We start from the raw sequence: 15,484 nt of genomic DNA, 5'->3' as shown, positions 1-15,484 counted from the left end.
GAAAAGACCGACGCTGCAGGATTCGCCCGCGAACTGCCCGTGCTGGCAGCGGTCAAACTGTACGAACTGGGGGCGGTTGTCTTCTGGGCGGGCCGCAGAGTTAGCTGGGATGTCGCGGGTTGAATTTTTGCTCAGCCTGGAGCCATACCACGTCTGCCCCTTGAGTGCAGAACTCGAAGACCTGGAGATGAAGTCGGTTTCATCATAAAACCTCCCAATCTATTACCAGAGTTGCTGATGGGCATTGCCTCAAAGGCTTTGGCCAAGATGCCCGGCTTAGTTTTGGCAATGCCCATCCTACATGCTCCCCATGGGGCTGACGCCGCTGGACCTGCCTTATTATCCGTTACCGCATATTCCTGTACCAGGGTCTCTTGCATCGCCAGCAGCTCCTCGGAGGGGTTGCTGACGGCGAACACCTCCTGCAGGGCATCGGCGGGTAGGTCATGGTCCAGGAAGTAGTCGGCCCGGGCCTGGGCAATGGCCTCCACACTGGCCCCCTCGTGGGTCAACCGGGCTTGCAAGACGGCCAAGTGAGTGGTGATGCGATCGCGTTGTTCCCCGGTGGCCATCACCGTAAAGGGGTACCACAGGGTGGGGTTTGCCGTATCCTGTGCGTTGATGTAGAGGACCCAGTCATATTGGCCTGAGGGTAATGGGGTGACCCCATAGTCGGCGGCGTGTATTCCTGCCGGCAGGGAGGTAGTGCTCTCTGGCCACTGCACCTGATCCTGGCCGGTCCGTCGCACCCCTACCGTGTAGTCTCCCTGCCAGAGCAAGCGCGGTGTGCGATGCCAGACCACTTCCTCAGCGCCAGGGGTGAGGAGGCAGAGTCCCACCGGCCTGGGGCCACCATTGCGGCCATTCCGGCGGTCCTCGGCCTCCTCCCGCAGGAAGCGGAAGATCTCTCGCCAGCCCGTGGGTGAGACCAGCTCTTGAGCTTGGCCAGCCAGGGCCAGGCCGCCACTGCCGATGGTCATCCCCAGCAGGGCCGCCAGGGTCAGCAGATATCGATTAAGCCTTGTCATGGTGAATCCTCCAATAGGGCCAGAGATAGAACCACACCGTTGCCGCGGGCAGCAGCCACGGTAGGCAGTAGGGCGCCGCCGATGTAGAGCTGCAGGGTCAGCAGACCATAGCCGGCCGTGGCCAGGCCTAAGATCAACCGCCAGCGCAGGGGGTCGGGCCAGCGGGCAGCGGCCATCGTCAGGGCCTTGCCCACCAAGGCGGCCACCAACACCAACCAGAGATCGGGTAGGGGCACCACCAGGTGGCCGGTCAAGAAGTGATGGGCCATGTAGGCATGGGCCTCGCCCCCCGTGAGGCCGGTGGTCGCAGAATCCCGCCAGTAAGCCATCGCCGGCGGCGGCGGCCAGTTGTCCCCACCACCGGCGGCAGAGCCGGCCTCGTCGTAGCCCCCGGCGGCCACGATCACCACCCGATCGGCCAAGGAGTCGAGTCCCAGGGTAGCCATTACCTGCTCGGGGGCCTGCAGCAGTTGCCAGGCGGGCACGGCGGTATACACCTGCCGGGGCGGCATGGAGAAATCTAACAGGGGCTGCAACCAGCGTTGATAGAGCCAGTAAGAGCCATTGGTGATGGGGTGTAAACGGGATCGCGGTGATAAGGGGGGCCGCTGCTGGGTGGCCTGCCAGTGGTCCTGAATCAAGGTCTGGAGGGATTGCCGGCTGGCCAGGTCGGGTACGGGGCCGGCTGGGGTTTGGCTGAGGTGGTAGGCCATGGCCAGTTGGTAGCTAAAGGGCCGGGGCCGATCCGACCAGCCCCGGGGGCGAATGTGCCACCAGGGCACCCAGATGTCGCCCTCCAGGCTCCAGTTCAGCGAGGCCACATCGGCATGCACCGTCAGCCACTCCCCCCGATGGTTGCGCTTGGCCCCAAACACAAACCAGCGGTCTCCCTGGATAATTCCCTGGGTGAGGGCGCGTCGCAACTGGGCATCTGCGGCCAGGGGCCGATCCAGCAGGTAGTCAATCCCCACCACCGGTGCCTGCAGTTGGTTGAGCTGGGTGACGATCGCTGCCAGCAGGGTGCGGTCGATGGGCAGGGGTTCGGCGATGCGCCATTCCTGCAGGGTGCGGTCGTCGATCTGCACCAGCATGATGGGAGGACTGGACTGGGGCGCGATCTGACCGGTGAGCTGGCGATAGATGGCTTGCGATCGCACCCGTTGATTCATTAACCAGTCTTGCACCGGCGGCAACAGGGAGATCAGAGCCAGGGCCGCAACCCCCAGCATTTCTCGGCGGCGGGGTCGCCAGCGCCGCCACCAGCCCCGCTGCGGGATCCGGTAGGGCCGCGAATCGGGGTGGCGAAACAGGGAAGGGACCAAATAGGCCGAGGGATAGGTGAGTTGTTTTTCCAGCTTTAGATCCTGACAGGCCCCCATCAGAGCCGCCTGGGCGTCCTCGTGGTTGGCTAGCCGCTGCAGAAACTGCAGCAGAAAGCTGTGGGCCACCTGGTTATGGATCGGCTCCCGCATGATCGCCACCTGGCTCAGGCCCAGGCTGATCAAGCCATTGGCGATATCCAGGCCATTGCAGGAATTAAACAGGGCAAACCGCAACCCCCGCCGTTGGGCCTGCTGCAGATAGGGGGCCAGTTCCTTGACCGAGATAAACGTATGGGGGGCAATGGCGATCTGCCCGGCCAGCAGCTGCTCCTCGTTGCTGTGGCCGGCAAATAACAACACATCCCAGCCTCGGGAGTCGGCCAGGGTCTGGCAGATGCGCTGCTTCAGGGCGGTCGCATCTTCTTGGGGTTGCCAGCCCAGATAGTGCACCTCTAGCTGCTGCTTTTGGGCCTTGAGGGCGGTGCGATCGCCGGCGAAGTCGAGCCCCGTCTCATCGCCTAAGATGGCTAGCACCCGAGGTTTGCCCCGGCGTATCGGCTGCTGATCAGCGGTGGGCGAACGGATGGTGGCGGGGGAGCGCACGATTTGAATCTGACCCGGTTGGCCCAGATCGGCCCCCACTTCCCAGGTCTCCCAGGGCAGACGAGCCAGCTCCAGGGGAGAACAGGCTAGAAATAGTTCTCGCGTCTCGGCAGTACCGGCTGCGGACGGCGACCGCCGCATTAACTCGGCCCGCAGATCGAAGAGGGCCTCGTGGCGCAGCCAGCGATGGAACTCCGAGAGGAGGCGGGCTTCTGCCTGCACCACCTGGCTGTGCCAGTCCAGCTTGGCCATCGCCGAGACCTGCCCCACGGCCCCGGGCCGGCCCCGCAGTCCTTGTTGGTAGTAGGTCACATAGGCCCGCTGCCAGGCGCCGTAGAGGGTGGTCAAGGCCGGGGGATAGGGCAGGCTGGCGGTCAGCCGCTGGCTTTGGCCCCAAGTCAGTTCGAACAGGCAGCTGTGGTCAATCTTGTGAACGGTGAGTCGATAGATCATGGCGGCCTCTAGGGGGCAGGGTTAAACACAAAGGGGGGGAAGGTGAGGGTAGAGCCACTGGGTAACTGCACCGTGGCCATGAACTCTTCCTCCCAGGTGCCGATGACCTGGCCGTAGAGATAGGTGGCGTCGGCGTCGGTGCTCAGGGTCTGATCCACCAGGATGGTGTGCTGATCCTGCAGCATCAGCCGGATCCCGGCAGGCAGCTGACGGCCGTCGACCGGACCCAGGAGCAACAGGAGAGACCATTCCGGGGTTGCCGATTCAAACAGGGTCCAGGTGAGGGCATAGAGCCGAAAGGGCAAGCCAAAGCGCTGCAAATCCGGTGTAGGCCCCTCGGCCGTCTCCGGCACCGGCAGGGTCGGTTCCAGCTCCTCCAGCATCGCCGTCAAGGTTTCGCTGGGGCTGCGCAGGCCAGCGGTGGTGGGCACCAGGGGCGGCAGCAGGGTCCAGGCCAGACTGGCGGCCATGGCGTCTAGCTGGTCTTGTAGCCAGCGGCCCACATTGATGGGCCGGTCGGTGGCGCCGGGGTGAATATCCTCGGCGGCGGGACGAACCAGGCTGGGGGCGGCCAACTGGGCCGGGTCCAAACAGCTCAGGTACAGCAATAACTCTTCGGGGGCGGTGTCGAAGGCGGCGATGGGCACGGTGTAGCTGCCCTCGGCGTTGGGCCGCAGGGGTTGGGCCGCGGTGATGCGATCGCAACGCAGACTGCCCAGCACCGTCACCTGGTTGACCTCTTCCTGCACCTCCAGCAAAACCCAGAAATGGGCATGGGCGTTGGTCGCCGCTAGGCTGGCTGCTGGCAGGGTCACCCGGTCATCGCTGAGGCTACCCTGGGCCACCAGGCAGAGGCGGAACCCCTCCACCTGATAAGTCGTCATTCCTGCCTCCAGCTGCTGTTGGCCAGCATCACTCAGGGGCAACTCTAAGGTGCCAGCAGCTAACCACTGCTGAAACCCCTGTAGCGCCAGCGCTTGTAGAAATATCTGCCATTGTTGGGCCGGATCTGGGATCGGTTGACATGTCTGCAGGGCCCACTGCACTGCTGTCTCTGGCAGGGTCACAGTGTTAGGGCGCCAAGGGGCAATGTCAAAATCCTGGGGCGACACGGGAGTGCTCATAGAAATCATCATGGTGACGGTGTGGGAAGAACGACTCATTCAAGGGCTGTCTCAGGGGACGACAGAAAGCGATGAATTACGTGGCAGAGACGACGGGCAAACAGACTCTGAGCCGTGCGATCTTTAGGAATTTGCGCTTCCGATCGGGCCTCGTCCAGGAGCTGATCCACCTCCTGGGTCAATAGCTGCTCCAGGGTCTGGTTCAGCTGCTGGAGCTGGGCGGCAGACACATAGGGTTGGGCCGCTTGGTAGACGGTTTGGCAGAGGCTAGGAATCAGGCGATGACGCACCTCGGCCCGCAGGCGTTTCAGCTGCAGCAGCCGATTCACCTGCACCTGACCACTGAGGCCCAGCCGGGGAGCCAGTTGCCCCATGGCCATCCCCTGGCAGTGGAATAAATACAGGCCCTCGACATAGGGGTCATCTTTGGGCGGGCGGCGCTGCCGTAGCTGGGTGATGGCGGTGGTAATGCTGTCGGCAATGGCGGCGTCCAGGTCTTGCTCCAGGGCCTGGCGATAGGCGGCCAAGAAGGCAGCTTGATCGTCATCATTGGGGCAGGACTGCCTAGGGTCGGCTACCTGGGTCCAGTCGACGGCGGCATCGCTATAGGGAATGGGGTGACCACTGCGGACGTGAATGCGATAGGCCCGCAGCTGGCTGGCCAGGGTCTTGAGCCGGTGTAGCAATGATCTCGGCGCCATGGCCGGCTCAATGCGCTGCAACTGTTCCCGGCTGGGGGGCTGACAGCGAGTGTTGGCACTTCCCTGGCGGTTGCGGATGCGATCGCGACGATACACCTGGTGATACTGCTGCAGTAACCGGCTGGCCCGGCTGATTTCGTGATCACTGCAGTGGTGGTAGTCCTGCAGAATCCGCTGCAGCTGCTTGACAGAGGTGTCGTTGAGGATAGCCCAATCGCTGGCCCGATAGAGGCCCTGCTCCAGCAAGGCCTGATTCAGATCGCGATGGTGCTGGGTGAGCCGCCGGGCCCAGGCGCCGAGATTGGCCTGGGTCGGGTCGTAGGTGTCTAGAATCTCCAGGGTGAAGGGGCGGTGGTTGGGCTGCAGCTGGCCGTCATCGTCTAATACCAGGGGAAATAAATCCCGGGCGCTAAAGCCATGGGTAGGGCCGAAGCGCTGGGCCAATTGCAGGCAGACATCGCGAATCTGATGACTGATAAAGCAGCGCAGACTCAGCTGGGCCAGGTCGGCTTGGCCGTGATTGGCCTGCCAGATCGTGATCAGCCGCTGCTGCAGAGTGGTCTCGGCATCCTTAATATCATCGGCTAACCATGGCTGCAGCCAGGTCTTGACCTGAGGCACCATGTGGCTATGGCCATCGCCAGCCCCAGTCAGCCGAATGAGATGCCAGTATTGGCTGGCGGTATCCATAGCGGCAATAGGCAAGAAGTTGTGTTTAGTCTGGCATTGAGCCAAACCGCAGCCAAGGTTAGGGCTTTGCATGGGGCTCTGCATGGGGATAGCTCTCTGCATGTTTAGTCCTATTTCTGAGCCCCAGCGACTTATTCACTCGGGCTGAGCTTCGGGCATTGAGTCGGCTGCCGTATCCAGCCAATAGTGGGGTAGCCACTGCCTGGCGACTGCTTCACGCTAGGATCAGCTAGGTGTTTAGCAAGGGTTAGCCATGGTCGACCGTCCCATTAAGCGCTCTGAGCGAGCCAAACAAGCAGAGAGCGCCGAATCGTCTCCAGCGTCCCGAGATCAGCAAGACCCCCGGCAACAGAAGCAGCGGGGACGGGTAAGGGCAAAGGCAAACGCGATCGCAACCGCGGTGAACGAGATACGCCTAAACCGCCAGTTAACCCAGCCCTGATGCGCGGTCCCAAGCCTTCCCGGGCAACCCCCCAACCCGCAGCCCCTGCGGCTGACTCCGCCGAGAAGACAACAACCGACGCCACCCCCGCCGAGGCTGCCCCTGAGACCGCCGCTGAATCGCCTGCAGATACTTAGTCGAGCATCAACCAGGTAATGGCTCTGCCCTTGCTTCCTGCCCGGCCTGACAGCCCCTTACTGAGTTATGGACATGAGTCATATCGACCTCTCAAAGCTGAAGTGGGTCAAGGTCATCCATGACCCCAGTGGGTGGGCCTACACGCGCGATCGCATCCGAGACATGCCGCACACTGTTGACCATAACTACGTCACGGTCTTTCCTCTGGGGTTTCATACCGATAAGGCGAATCAACTTGAAGCGGCAGATCAGGTGGCCCTGATCCAAAACGGCAGACTCACTCACCTGGTCGAAATTCTGGACTGTGAAGCCTATGAAGAAGGCCTCTGGTACCATCGCATCTGTCGAGTCTTGTGGTGGCAACCCGAGGTCGAGGATTGGAGCAGCCTGACTCCCCAAAGAGAGCTGCTGGGTTTTGACCCTGCCCTCCAGGACGGAGAGCCCCATCTGATTGAGACCCTCAAGCGTTTTGGGGAGCGCTGGAACGACAATGGCAAAATGGCTGGGTTTCGGGCTTATCTGGCGGAACGGCTCTAGACTCAATGGTGAGCCCATGAAGCGGGCAAGACAAAACGTTAAGGCGGGGCGAAGTGGCTTCTCTTTGAGTAAACCGCTGCTATACAAAAGTCGGCCTGCGTCGATCAGCCGTTGTGGATCGCGTCGCATCGGTGTGAGTAGTAGACCTTGATAAGACTACGCTTAATTGGGTAGCTCGGGGTGCTCGCCCGAGGGGATCTCGTTCCCCTCGGACTCCTACGACCAGGGCGAACCGCTTGTGGTGTTCGCAAAGCGGCTCCGCAGGAGCAACGCAGTCGAACTACCGCCCTGGACCCTGCGGAAGGGATGGTCGATCAGCCGTTGTGGATCGCATCGCATCGGCAAGGTAGCAATAAATTTTGAATTTTGAATTTTGAATTTTGAATTGAAGCCTTCTGCCTTCTGCCCTTTTCCTTCTGCCTTTCTGTACTAGTGTCTGTACATAGCAACCGTGCCTATGCTTAGGACGGTTGCGGTCGGGTAGCTCCCTAGTCTAGGCATGGGAGCGATTCTCGATGTCCTCAGCTACCTGACAAACGCAATAGGTGCGGCTTCTAGCCGCCAGCCATGAGATTTGTGTCCGTCAATCAAGTGCATAGGTGCAGCGTCGTGAGACGTACTCATCGATGACCGCAAGGTTGGAGCCCTCGACTAACCCCAGCAGATGCGGTGTGTTCTCCATAAAGCCCCATACGCAGTCTAGGCCGGAAAACGGCAGGATTAACTATCCCAGGCTGGCCAGAGACGTGATGGAATCAGGGATGGCATCTGCTGACAGGCTCCCCCCAACCTGTCTAAATCAAGGAGCTAACCATGAATTTCTCCGCCCGCTCGTCTAACCCAATCAAAGCCGGTGAAGTCATCATCAAGTTTAAGTCAGGCGCTAGCCTGGCCGGTGCTGACCAACTTCAGAACGGCTTACAGGCTTCGGTCTTAGCCACCGCCTCTGGCGATGCGCTGCAACTGTGGCAGATCGATGGCATGACCACAGCAGAAGCCATCGCCGCCTACCAGGATCACCCTCTGGTGGAGTACATCGAACCCAACGCCATCTATACCCTGCAAGGGGGACCGACAAATACGCCAACCACACCACCGCTGCCCAATGATCCCGACCTGTCAGACCAGTGGGGCCTGCATAACACCGGTCAAACCGGTGGCATCCCCGATGTCGATATCGATGCCCCCGAGGCCTGGCAGCAGAGCACTGGCAACACTGTGGTGGTCGGCGTCATTGATAGTGGCATTGACTATACCCACCCCGATCTCAACGACAACATGTGGATCAACGCCGGGGAGATCGCCGGTAATGGCCTCGATGACGATGGCAATGGCTATGTCGATGATGTCTACGGCTATGACTTCATCAACAATGATTCTGATCCCATAGATGACAATAGCCATGGCACCCATGTGGCCGGCACCATTGCTGCCGAAACCAATAATGGCATCGGCGTTGCCGGGGTCGCTCCTGATGCCCAGTTGATGGCCCTAAAAATCTTCGATGCCGCCGGTACCACCACCACCTTCGCCATCACCCAGGCCATCGAATACGCCACCCTAATGGGGGCCGATCTGACCAACAACAGCTGGGGCGGTAGTTCCCCTAGCCAGGCCATCTACGATGCGATCGCAGCCGCCGGAGCTGCCGATCAGCTCTTCATCGCCGCCGCCGGCAATGGTGGCCTCGACGGCATTGGCGATAACAATGACCTAATTCCCCACTATCCCTCCAACTACGACCTGGACAATATCATTGCCGTCGCCGCCACCGACCACACCGATCAACTCGGTAGCTTTTCCAACTACGGCGCCACCTCTGTGGATCTGGCTGCCCCCGGGGTCGACATCTTAAGCACCATTCCTGGTGGCTATGCCAGCTTCAGCGGCACCTCCATGGCCACGCCCCATGTAGCCGGAGTAGCCGCCCAGGTGCTCAGTCAAGATCCCAGCCTCTCCTTCCAGGAGGTCAAACAAGCCATCCTCGACGGCGTCGATCCGGTGGCGGCTTTAACCGGCAAAACCGTAACTGGCGGCCGGCTCAATGCCTTCAACGCCCTGAATCCTGGCACTACCCCCAGTGACAACCTCAGCTTCGAATTCGGCGACTTTACCGGCTGGTCCACCCTGGGCGCGACCACCATCGAGACCGACACCATCGGAGTGGGTCCTACCGATGGCACCTACCAGGCCTTGCTCACCAATGGCAGTGGCTCTGTCGATGAGGCCAGCCTGGAAAGTTTTCTGGGATTAAATCCCGGCAGCCTAGATGTGTTCGGCAATGGCAATGTCACCACCGGGTCTGCCCTGAAGCTGGCTGCCATCACCGTCCAGGCGGGTGACCTGCTCAGCTTCGACTGGAACTTCCTCACCAACGAACTAACTCCTAGCTCCTTTAACGACTTCGGCTTCTTCACCATCAGCGATGCCTTCAGCGGCGAACTGGCCGATACCCAAGCCGACTTCGTCAGCTTCGGCGGCAGTGGCTTCAGTAACCAAACTGGCTACGGCACCTTCAACTACATCTTTGCCCAGGATGGCACCTACGACATCGGCCTCGGCGTCGTCGACGAAGGCGATTCATCCGTCAACTCCGGTCTCCTGGTGGATAATTTTGCCCTGCTAGACAGTCAGTCCCTGAACAACTGGGGCTTTGAAGTCGGTAACCTCACCGGTTGGCGCAGCCTCGGCGATACCTCGGTGGTTACTAACAGCTTTGGGGCCAATCCCACCGAGGGACAATATCAAGCCCTCGTGACCACCGCCGATGGAGCTGCTCCAGAAGCCGCCCTAGAATCTTTCTTGGGGTTACAGGCTGGGGCGCTGGATGCCATGGGCAATGGTGATGTCCAAGAGGGCTCAGCCATTGAAGTGTTCTCCTTCCAAGCCGATGCCGGCGATACCCTCAGCTTCGATTGGAGCTTCCTGACCAACGAAGCCACCCCTAGCCCCTCTTTCAACGATTTTGGCTTCGTTGTCATCGATTCCCAGTTTGGTGGTGAACTCGCCGATACCGGCAGCGATGTCGTCAGCTTCGGCGGAGCTGACTACGCTAATCAGACCGGGTACGATGCCTTCACCTATGAGTTTACTCAGACTGGTGTCTACAACGTGGCCATTGGCGTGGCCGATGTCGGCGATACCTCAGTGAACTCAGCCCTGCTGATCGATAACCTCGATCTGATCAACTCGTCACTACCGGTGAGTCAAGGCCGTGGTGGGGCAGCCGTCTCCAACCAGCCAGCAGTGCTGCCTGCCAATCAGCTGTTGGTAGAGTCCCCTGTGCAGCCCCAAGCGCCTCTGGATACCCTAATCGATATCACCGGCCAATCTAGCCTCAGCTTTGAACTGACCCGAGAATCTGCCAGCGACAATCTGCTCAGCTTCTATCTCACCGATAGCCAAGGCGGCATTGAGGTCAATGGCCAAACCGTGCTGCCAGGTCAGGCTGGCTACGACGATGCGGTGCGGGAACGTCTGTTAGATGTGCAATGGGGAGTCGACGATGGCGCCTCGGAGATCTTCGAACTGGATCTTGATACCCTCAATGGCCAGTATCTGGCTCCCGCCATGCTGACACGGGGGAACAGCAACAAGCTGGTGACCCTTGCAGACAGCCTGCAAAGCCAGGGACGCTGGGACCACAGTGGCAACAGCTGGGGATTCGAAGACTGGAGTGACTTCGACTACAACGATCTGGTGCTGACTCAACTGCCTGGCCCTGAGGCAGTGGCGACTGTCTAGGCCAACATCGGCCTACTCGCTAGATGCGCGCCAGGCCAAATGCCAAAAGAGGGGACGTCATTCAACGTCTCCTCTTCGCCATAAACCCGGATTGTAGGTTAATCAGCCTCTGACCAGCGGGCAATGTCCTTGGCGTGGTAGGTCAGAATCAGATCAGCCCCCGCTCGCTTGAAGCCGTGCATGGTTTCCATCACTACTTTTTGCTCATCGACCCAGCCGTTTAAGGCAGCAGCCTTGATCATGGAGTATTCTCCGGAGACGTTATAGGCTGCCACCGGTAGATTAGTCGCCTCTTTAACGCGCCAGATAATATCCATGTAGGCCAGGGCCGGTTTCACCATCAGCATGTCGGCCCCTTCCGCGATATCTAGCTCAATCTCCTTCAGGGCCTCGGTGCCATTGGCCGGATCCATCTGATAGGTGCGGCGATCGCCAAACTGGGGGGCAGACTCGGCGGCATCCCGGAATGGTCCGTAATAGGCAGAGGCATACTTGGCGGCGTAGGAGAGAATTGGCAGTTGCTTAAAGCCAGCGTCGTCTAATCCGGAACGAATTGCCTGCACAAAGCCATCCATCATGCCTGAGGGCGCAATGATATCCGCCCCCGCTTTCGCTTGAGAGACGGCTGTTTTCTTCAGCAACTCTAGGGTGGGATCGTTCAACACGCGCCCAGCCAGATCCCCGACTTCCAAATAGCCACAATGGCCATGGGACGTATATTCACACAGGCAGGTATCCACCGCCACGATCAGATCGGGAACGGCTGCTTTAACGGCCGTAGTGGCCTTTTGTACAATGCCACAGTCATGCCAGGCCCCAGTGGCCTCTTCATCTTTGGTATCGGGGATGCCAAATAGAATAATTGCTGGAATGCCCAGCTCATAGACTTCTTTGGCTTCTTCGACGAGCTTATCTACCGATAACTGAAACACCCCTGGCATGGACTTAACTTCCTGCGCTACCCCTGAGCCAGGCACCGCAAACAGGGGATAGATTAAGTCGCCGGTAGTGACGACATGCTCCCGCACCATACGGCGGAGCTGAGGATGGCTGCGAAGGCGTCGCGGACGATGAACTGGGAACATGACGTTGTAGGCTGATTATGGAGATGTTCCTTAAAGTCTACGGCCTGGTTCGTCAATCAATTCAAGCTACCGTAATGTTCTGTAAAAAATTAGTGAATCACCCCGTCAGGTCGGACCATAGAGGCTAGTTTACGAAACGAAAAACGCTAGCCCTCAAGAGCTAGCGTCAACGGCACTGGATTAACTGGATTAAAAGGTTGGATCGTGCTCAAAATCAATACATTCTCCATCCCGCCACACTCGACCACTCTCTTCACAACTCTGCCGATCTTCCTTAAACGGAACGTCTGTAGGGAAAACGGTGCGTTGCCATCGAGGTAGTTCCATGCCGCCGAGGGTGACCAGGGCTATCATGGCTAAAACGCCAGTGCCAGTAATGATGCTGACAATGATTAGGTTGGCTGGGGTCCATAGGGGATTTAATGTGCGGTCTTTAGACCGTCGCTCTTGCGATCGCTGCTCTTCTCCGGCGATCAGCACCAAATAAAATCGTCGCCAGAGCAAAGGGATAGACAGGCGAATGTCAACAGGATGGCGCTGCCAGGGACGGGGCTCTAACGCTTTTTGAATCGCCTCGAGTTGTTCTGGGGCAAAGCTGGCAGCAACACGGGGGGGAACCCTCGCTAATAATCGCTCCAGAGCGATTTGGGACCGATCGGATGAGTTCATTGGCAGACGGTATGGATAGGCTATCTGTATACGGAACAGGAAATACGACCCGAAGATGTGCTTACTCTATAGAATGCCCAACCAAAGACAGGATCTCCGGATCAGCCGGTAAATTTGTCTCAATCGGGATCGATGCAAACCAAGCTCACCGAAAAGACCGCGGAGATCTGCTGCGCCAGTTCATCAGGTCTGGCTCCTGCCTACGGCGCTATTATCTAGTCTGGCCTTAGAGAAGCATGGAGAAGCACGAATCGACTCGCAATGTTTTGTGCTTGTGTGCTAGATTGAGTAATCGTGTTCAGGAATGCGAACTGCCCGTTTCGGGTCGCTAGCTCAGCGGTAGAGCACTCGGCTTTTAACCGATTGGTCCTGGGTTCGAATCCCAGGCGACCCATATTTACAGAGAATATTGCACAGAGAATATTGCTGCCTTTGCCACTGTAGGTCGATGCTGCTGGAGCTACTTGTGGTCACAGGCTTAGGTGCGATCGCAAGCAGGATAGAGAGCAGACTCTATCGCTGCAGATTAGGGAATTGTCATGGGCTCCCAAACGGCTAAAGCAATTTTGTCGGCAGGCTGATATCCTTTAGAGTAGTTTCAGCTTATCGAAAAATTTCGTTATAAATCAAAGTTACCTTAATATTGATAGGTAGAGTTACCTATTGCTGTGTAACAAGCCAAGCGGCGAGAAAACACTAGGAGGATACTTATGGCGCTTGTCCCAATGAGACTGTTGCTGGATCATGCTGCTGAGCATGGTTACGGCATTCCAGCTTATAACGTGAACAACCTCGAGCAGATCCTGGCTATCATGACGGCTGCGGATGAGACCGACAGCCCGGTGATTCTACAGGCGTCTCGCGGTGCTCGGAAATATGCTGGTGAGAACTTCTTGCGCCATCTGGTGGTGGCTGCAACCGAAACCTTCCCCCACATTCCGGTGGTGTTGCACCAAGACCACGGTAATTCTCCGGCCACTTGCTACTCCGCCATGCGGAATGGCTTTACCAGTGTCATGATGGACGGCTCCCTACAAGAGGATGCTAAGTCGCCGGCTAGCTTCGAGTACAACGTCAATGTCACCGCTGAAGTGGTGAAGGTAGCCCACTCTATCGGCGTTAGTGTTGAGGGCGAACTAGGTTGCCTGGGGTCCTTGGAGACTGGTAAGGGGGACAAGGAAGACGGTCACGGGTTTGAAGGCACCCTGAGTAAAGAGCAGCTGCTAACGGATCCCGATGAAGCCGTGCAGTTTGTGGAAGCTACTCAGGTAGATGCTCTAGCTGTGGCCATTGGGACTAGCCACGGAGCTTATAAATTCACTCGTAAGCCCACAGGTGAGATCCTAGCCATTAGCCGTATTGAGGAAATTCACGGTCGATTGCCGAACACTCACTTGGTCATGCACGGTTCTTCCTCGGTGCCTCAGGAATGGTTGGACATGATTAACCAGTACGGTGGTCAGATTCCTGAGACTTATGGAGTGCCCATTGAGGAAATCCAAAAGGGCATTAAGAGTGGTGTGCGCAAGGTCAATATTGACACCGATAACCGCCTAGCTATCACCGCTGCAATTCGTGAGGCGGCAGCTAAGGATCCTGCCAATTTCGATCCTCGCCACTTCATGAAGCCTGCAATGAAGTACATGAAGCAGGTCTGTGCCGAGCGCTACGAAGCATTTTGGACTGCTGGTAATGCCAGCAAGATTAAGCAAGAGACTGTGGACCATTACGCCACTAAGTATGCCAAGGGTGAGCTGGAGGCCAAGACTAAGTCTACTGCTACTGTGTAGTTTAGCCTTAGCGTCAGGCCTCGATAGGACTGGGATGGGTATCAGTCTCGTCTAAGTCTGGATCTGAAGTTAACAGGGAAAGCCCTAAGGTTTGGGCTGAACCTGCTGTAGTCGGGGGCTTTGAGGAAAGCTCCCGATTTCTATGTTGGGAGGTTGTTGTCAACCTACTACTAAGGGCCATGATAATTTACCAGAACCTTGGCACAGGGGCAGGGTTTGTCGATACGGTAAGTAGGCAAGTTAAATAAAGAGAAGAGGCTATGGAAAAGCTCCTGAGTGGATTACGAAAGTTTCAGAGCACCTATGTCCCTAGCCACAAGGCTTTACTGGCTGAACTGGCGAAGGGTCAGCATCCGCGGGTTCTGTTTATTAGTTGCTCTGATTCCCGGGTAGATCCCAGTATCATCACTCAGGCTGATATTGGGGATTTGTTTGTAATTCGCAACGCGGGGAATATCATTCCTCCCTATGAAGCCACCAATGGCGGGGAAGGGGCGACTATCGAGTATGCCATTGCAGCCCTCAATATCAAGCAAGTTATTGTCTGCGGGCACACCAGTTGCGGAGCCATGAAAGGTTTATTGCAACTGGGAGAACTAGAGGAAAAAATGCCATTGGTGTATAGCTGGCTGCGCCATACAGAAGCAACTCGACGGTTGGTAGATGAGCACTACGCTCAGCTGGATAAGACAGGACGCTTAGACGTACTGGTGCAGGAAAATGTGTTAACTCAGATTGAGAACCTCCGCACCTATCCAGTGATTCATTCCCGCCTCCATCGGGGCGATCTCTCCATCCATGCTTGGGTATATAACATTCAGTCGGGGGCGGTGTTGGCTTACGATTCTGAATATCATGCCTTTGTGCCACCCCACAGTAAAATTTATCCTGAGCCTGAGTATAAAGAGGCCCTAGAGATGCTTGACCAGACAACATCTGCGGCAGAAGAAGATGACCACATTCCCTCTAGCCATTTGCCTGGATTTACCCGGCTGTCACGAAATCAGGCTAAGCGAATTTATCAGGGATCTGCGGCTATGACCCACCAGTAATTTGTGGTGACTGCAGTGGTGACGTGAAGAAGGCGGCAGTAGAAGGAATCCCGGTAGTCAGTATAGTTTAGGCCCCCAGCATAGCGGAGACTAGAAGAGGCTGGGA

Annotated in this window: 12 protein-coding genes, 1 tRNA gene and 1 pseudogene; 8 read left to right on the top strand and 6 right to left on the bottom strand. The window is 57.9% G+C overall.

The features are described 5' to 3' along the window. Window positions 1-208: pseudogene (locus XM38_RS29315) on the top strand (UPF0175 family protein); the annotation flags it as partial. On the opposite strand, the gene XM38_RS25565 reads toward XM38_RS29315, so the two are convergent. From XM38_RS25565 to XM38_RS25550, 4 genes are read right to left on the bottom strand one after another with little or no spacing between them, the layout of a single operon-like run. Beyond that, window positions 132-1,028, bottom strand: a complete 897-nt coding sequence (locus XM38_RS25565) for a hypothetical protein (protein ID WP_137455229.1) — start codon at window positions 1,026-1,028, stop codon at window positions 132-134. The pseudogene XM38_RS29315 and the gene XM38_RS25565 overlap by 77 nt on opposite strands. Beyond that, the gene (locus tag XM38_RS25560; protein WP_225889417.1) at window positions 1,025-3,406 is read right to left on the bottom strand and encodes a CHASE2 domain-containing protein; all 2,382 of its coding nucleotides are present in this window, start codon (window positions 3,404-3,406) and stop codon (window positions 1,025-1,027) included. The genes XM38_RS25565 and XM38_RS25560 overlap by 4 nt, the downstream gene beginning before the upstream one ends. Before the next feature lie 8 nt (window positions 3,407-3,414). After that, window positions 3,415-4,569 (bottom strand): DUF1822 family protein, encoded by a 1,155-nt coding sequence (locus XM38_RS25555; RefSeq protein ID WP_225889416.1) that lies wholly within the window; start codon window positions 4,567-4,569, stop codon window positions 3,415-3,417. Next, complete coding sequence (locus XM38_RS25550) at window positions 4,566-5,921, bottom strand: hypothetical protein (protein WP_088431454.1); 1,356 nt, start codon at window positions 5,919-5,921, stop codon at window positions 4,566-4,568. Before XM38_RS25550 ends, XM38_RS25555 begins: the two co-directional genes overlap by 4 nt. A gap of 253 nt (window positions 5,922-6,174) precedes the next feature. Between XM38_RS25550 and XM38_RS25545 the strand changes: the two genes are divergently transcribed. From XM38_RS25545 to XM38_RS25535, 4 genes are all read left to right on the top strand, one after another. Continuing rightward, the gene (locus XM38_RS25545) at window positions 6,175-6,363 is read left to right on the top strand and encodes a hypothetical protein (protein WP_088431452.1); all 189 of its coding nucleotides are present in this window, start codon (window positions 6,175-6,177) and stop codon (window positions 6,361-6,363) included. Then, window positions 6,363-6,500: a hypothetical protein gene (locus XM38_RS26260; RefSeq protein WP_187329540.1), complete on the top strand. Its 138-nt coding sequence runs from the start codon at window positions 6,363-6,365 to the stop codon at window positions 6,498-6,500. Before XM38_RS25545 ends, XM38_RS26260 begins: the two co-directional genes overlap by 1 nt. 73 nt (window positions 6,501-6,573) lie before the next feature. Beyond that, entirely contained in the window at window positions 6,574-7,038 is a 465-nt protein-coding gene (locus XM38_RS25540) for a hypothetical protein (protein ID WP_137455228.1), read from the top strand. An 813-nt stretch (window positions 7,039-7,851) separates the two neighbouring features. Next, on the top strand, window positions 7,852-10,782 hold the full coding sequence (locus XM38_RS25535) for a S8 family peptidase (protein WP_080812391.1): 2,931 nt from the start codon (window positions 7,852-7,854) through the stop codon (window positions 10,780-10,782). A gap of 98 nt (window positions 10,783-10,880) precedes the next feature. Here the strand turns inward: XM38_RS25535 and hemB are convergent, their stop codons facing one another. After that, window positions 10,881-11,867, bottom strand: a complete 987-nt coding sequence (hemB, locus tag XM38_RS25530; protein ID WP_080812392.1) for a porphobilinogen synthase — start codon at window positions 11,865-11,867, stop codon at window positions 10,881-10,883. A gap of 189 nt (window positions 11,868-12,056) precedes the next feature. Then, window positions 12,057-12,536 carry a hypothetical protein gene (locus XM38_RS25525; RefSeq protein WP_080812394.1) on the bottom strand — a complete coding sequence of 160 codons (480 nt, stop codon included), beginning with the start codon at window positions 12,534-12,536 and terminating at the stop codon, window positions 12,057-12,059. Between the two features lie 322 nt (window positions 12,537-12,858). Between XM38_RS25525 and XM38_RS25520 the strand changes: the two genes are divergently transcribed. The 3 genes from XM38_RS25520 (at window position 12,859) to XM38_RS25510 (ending at window position 15,378) form a co-directional block, all read left to right on the top strand. Continuing rightward, window positions 12,859-12,930, top strand: a tRNA-Lys gene (locus XM38_RS25520). A gap of 316 nt (window positions 12,931-13,246) precedes the next feature. Next, window positions 13,247-14,326, top strand: coding sequence for a class II fructose-bisphosphate aldolase (fba, locus tag XM38_RS25515; protein ID WP_080812396.1), 1,080 nt, complete (start codon window positions 13,247-13,249; stop codon window positions 14,324-14,326). Window positions 14,327-14,586: 260 nt separating this feature from the next. Then, a complete protein-coding gene (locus tag XM38_RS25510) occupies window positions 14,587-15,378 on the top strand; it encodes a carbonic anhydrase (protein ID WP_080812398.1) in 792 nt (263 codons plus the stop codon). Window positions 15,379-15,484 lie beyond the last annotated feature (106 nt).

It is taken from the genome of Halomicronema hongdechloris C2206 (assembly GCF_002075285.3).
Classification (GTDB): domain Bacteria; phylum Cyanobacteriota; class Cyanobacteriia; order Phormidesmidales; family Phormidesmidaceae; genus Halomicronema_B; species Halomicronema_B hongdechloris.
This window is presented reverse-complemented; position numbering and strand designations above follow the sequence as displayed.

Excerpts from the sequence above, each read along its gene's own strand:
- XM38_RS25565 (WP_137455229.1), bottom strand. The coding sequence starts at position 1,028 with ATGACAAGGCTTAATCGATATCTGCTGACCCTGGCGGCCCTGCTGGGG.
- XM38_RS25560 (WP_225889417.1), bottom strand. The coding sequence starts at position 3,406 with ATGATCTATCGACTCACCGTTCACAAGATTGACCACAGCTGCCTGTTC.
- XM38_RS25555 (WP_225889416.1), bottom strand. The coding sequence starts at position 4,569 with ATGAGTCGTTCTTCCCACACCGTCACCATGATGATTTCTATGAGCACT.
- XM38_RS25550 (WP_088431454.1), bottom strand. The coding sequence starts at position 5,921 with ATGGATACCGCCAGCCAATACTGGCATCTCATTCGGCTGACTGGGGCT.
- XM38_RS25545 (WP_088431452.1), top strand. The coding sequence starts at position 6,175 with ATGGTCGACCGTCCCATTAAGCGCTCTGAGCGAGCCAAACAAGCAGAG.
- XM38_RS26260 (WP_187329540.1), top strand. The coding sequence starts at position 6,363 with ATGCGCGGTCCCAAGCCTTCCCGGGCAACCCCCCAACCCGCAGCCCCT.
- XM38_RS25540 (WP_137455228.1), top strand. The coding sequence starts at position 6,574 with ATGAGTCATATCGACCTCTCAAAGCTGAAGTGGGTCAAGGTCATCCAT.
- XM38_RS25535 (WP_080812391.1), top strand. The coding sequence starts at position 7,852 with ATGAATTTCTCCGCCCGCTCGTCTAACCCAATCAAAGCCGGTGAAGTC.
- hemB (WP_080812392.1), bottom strand. The coding sequence starts at position 11,867 with ATGTTCCCAGTTCATCGTCCGCGACGCCTTCGCAGCCATCCTCAGCTC.
- XM38_RS25525 (WP_080812394.1), bottom strand. The coding sequence starts at position 12,536 with ATGAACTCATCCGATCGGTCCCAAATCGCTCTGGAGCGATTATTAGCG.
- fba (WP_080812396.1), top strand. The coding sequence starts at position 13,247 with ATGGCGCTTGTCCCAATGAGACTGTTGCTGGATCATGCTGCTGAGCAT.
- XM38_RS25510 (WP_080812398.1), top strand. The coding sequence starts at position 14,587 with ATGGAAAAGCTCCTGAGTGGATTACGAAAGTTTCAGAGCACCTATGTC.